This window comes from Planctopirus hydrillae (assembly GCF_001707835.1).
Classification (GTDB): domain Bacteria; phylum Planctomycetota; class Planctomycetia; order Planctomycetales; family Planctomycetaceae; genus Planctopirus; species Planctopirus hydrillae.
This window is the reverse complement of sequence record NZ_LYDR01000057.1, coordinates 1-2435: the sequence shown is the minus strand read 5'-3', so window position 1 is coordinate 2435 and position 2435 is coordinate 1. Positions and strand designations below refer to the sequence as shown.

Sequence of the window (2435 nt, the reverse complement as noted above, 5' to 3'; positions counted from 1 at the left end):
TCCGATCACGCACGCTCCAGGCCAATCGCCTGTGCCTGATCCTGTGTGATGAGACCTGAAGTCTGAGCCGGCTGCCCCATGTCGACAAACGAAAAGTCAATTCCCTGGTCTCGCAGCACTTTGTCAAAGAGTCGATAAGTACCGCCATAAATGTCGTGCCCGGTAATCACATGATCGCCAGGGGCCACCAATTGGAGAGCGGCCACAATCGCAGACATTCCCGTGCAGGTGGCCCGGCAATCAATGCCTCCTTCGAGAGCCGCCAGATTTTCTTCGAGAGCTTTCCGAGTCGGATTGCCGCTCCGCGTGTAATCAAAACCTCGATGAGAATCGAGATTATCCCAGCGGAAGGTCGATGTGGGATAGATCGGTGTCGTGGCACTCAAGTAGGTGGCATCTTTGTCGACGCCGGTATGAACACAGCGGGTTTCAAACTTCACGTTCAGGCTTCCTCGGATCGATTGCCGAATTCTGGCAGGACTGGTCTTCTGGCTCCGTCATCTCGATACAAATCTGGGGGAAGATTGGCCCCCATTGTTCTCAAAATCTGCTGCCAGAAAACCTTCTTTCAGAATTCTACCGAGACTTGCACAGAATGGCACTCAAACCACGACCAAACCGAACTCGTTGAATCGCTGAACGACCAGTATGGGCAACTTTTTTCGATTCAGCACCAGGTTCAGCGATCGGCTGTTGGATCATTTTCGATCGGCGGGAGTCGAACAATCCGCATCTTCACGGGTCGAGCATTCCTGACCAAAGGCCAGCCTGAGCTGCTGATCAGGCTCGGGTTCCCGAAACTCCTTGAACAACAGGCTTGGCTGAATGTCGTGATTTTTCTGATACTTGTTGCTGGCGTACTCCGTGATGTCTCCCTCCAGTTGATGGTAGAAAATCTGGCAGATCGGGACACCGGCATAAATGCGAATGGGATGGATCGCGAACATTTCGAGCGTCCAGAAACCGCAGAATCCCACATCGCCAAAGCCTGCCGTCACATGGACAAACAATCCCAATCTTCCGACCGAAGACCGGCCTTCGAGCATGGGCACGAAGTTATGCGTCTCCGTGTATTCGATGGTCCGCCCGAGATAGAGCTGTCCCGGTTGAAGCACGAGTCCTTCCGGAGGAATGACATGCCTGCGATAGCGATTGGGCCGCTGCATATCGAGGACGATTTCCTCGTAGACCAGTAACTCATCATGCAATCTCAAATTGTAGCTGTTCGGGTTGAGCAGACGCTCTTCGAACGGATTGATGACGAGATTTCGACCCAGTTGCGAACGAATTTCATTCCCGGTGAGAATCATCGGTCGCCTGTTCCCTGTTGTCCTGGTTGGCTCGAAGAGACCTCTTGAAGGGCATCTCTGGACCTTCGCGGAGATTTCCTCTCTGAGAGTTGCTCATGGCGAGATTAGTTAGCCAGCGGCCCATGTGCAACAGGCGAGGTCAGCGCCCGTTACGATTCTGGGTTTTTGCGATATTTTTCTTGCTCTTCGAAGCCAAAGGTGTGGTGGTCGCGGTCGCCTTGCGAGTACTTTTCAAAGGTATGCCTTTGGCCATCGTTTTCTTGACTCGGGAAGGCTTTTGTGAGGGACGAGTTTGCTGAGGTTCTGCAGGAGCGTCGAGCACGGAAGTCGGCATTTCCAGTTCAGGCAAACCCACACGACGACAGTCTGCGAGTAATGGACAACGTATGCATTGCGGTCGCCTGGCAATGCAGATCTGTCGACCATGATGAATCAGGCGGTGGGAGAGCATGATCCACTCTTGCTGTGGAACAATGGCCATCAGCTCGCGCTCAATCGTTTCGGCATTATTGCCTTTTGCCAGCCCTAACAAACGACTGATTCGCTGCACATGAGTATCGACGACGACACCACTTGGTACGCCGTGAAATGTCCCGAGAAGAACATTGGCGGTTTTTCTTCCCACTCCCGGCAGCGCGACCAGTTCTTCCAGTGTTTGTGGAATCTCTCCGTGATGCTTTTCCACGACGGCCTGGGCCATACCAATCAGATTGGCGGCCTTATTGCGGAAGAAACCCGTTGATTTCACAATCGCTTCGACATCTTCCTGCCGGGCTTTGGCCAGATGAGCGGGCGTTGGATATGCCTTGAATAACCCAGGCGTGACCATATTCACACGCTCATCGGTACACTGCGCACTGAGAATTGTGGCTGCCAGCAGTTCATACGGCGAGGTATGTTCGAGAGCACATTCAACATCCGGATACGTGCGTTCAAGTTGAGCCAGAATCCGCCCGGTTCTGTCGATGAGAGCTTGCTTCGATTCCCGACCTTTGGCCATATCGCATCCTCTTCCAAGCCAGTTGATTTTCTGATCTGCTCTGTTTTCGGAATCACAACCTGCAAAATGTCGATGTCGAGTTTCCACTGGGGAAGTTCATCTGTGTGACCGGTGTTTCCGGTTCG

Annotated in this window: 3 protein-coding genes; all 3 read right to left on the bottom strand. The window is 52.9% G+C overall.

Annotation, left to right across the window (positions count from 1 at the left end; translation table 11 throughout):
* Positions 1-5 precede the first annotated feature (5 nt).
* Positions 6-440 (bottom strand): PLP-dependent transferase, encoded by a 435-nt coding sequence (locus A6X21_RS07275; protein ID WP_240490196.1) that lies wholly within the window; start codon positions 438-440, stop codon positions 6-8.
* A gap of 258 nt (positions 441-698) precedes the next feature.
* Positions 699-1310 (bottom strand): dCTP deaminase, encoded by a 612-nt coding sequence (gene dcd / locus A6X21_RS07270; RefSeq protein WP_068846950.1) that lies wholly within the window; start codon positions 1308-1310, stop codon positions 699-701.
* A 139-nt stretch (positions 1311-1449) separates the two neighbouring features.
* Positions 1450-2310: an endonuclease III gene (nth, locus tag A6X21_RS07265; protein ID WP_083233453.1), complete on the bottom strand. Its 861-nt coding sequence runs from the start codon at positions 2308-2310 to the stop codon at positions 1450-1452.
* Positions 2311-2435: the final 125 nt, after the last annotated feature.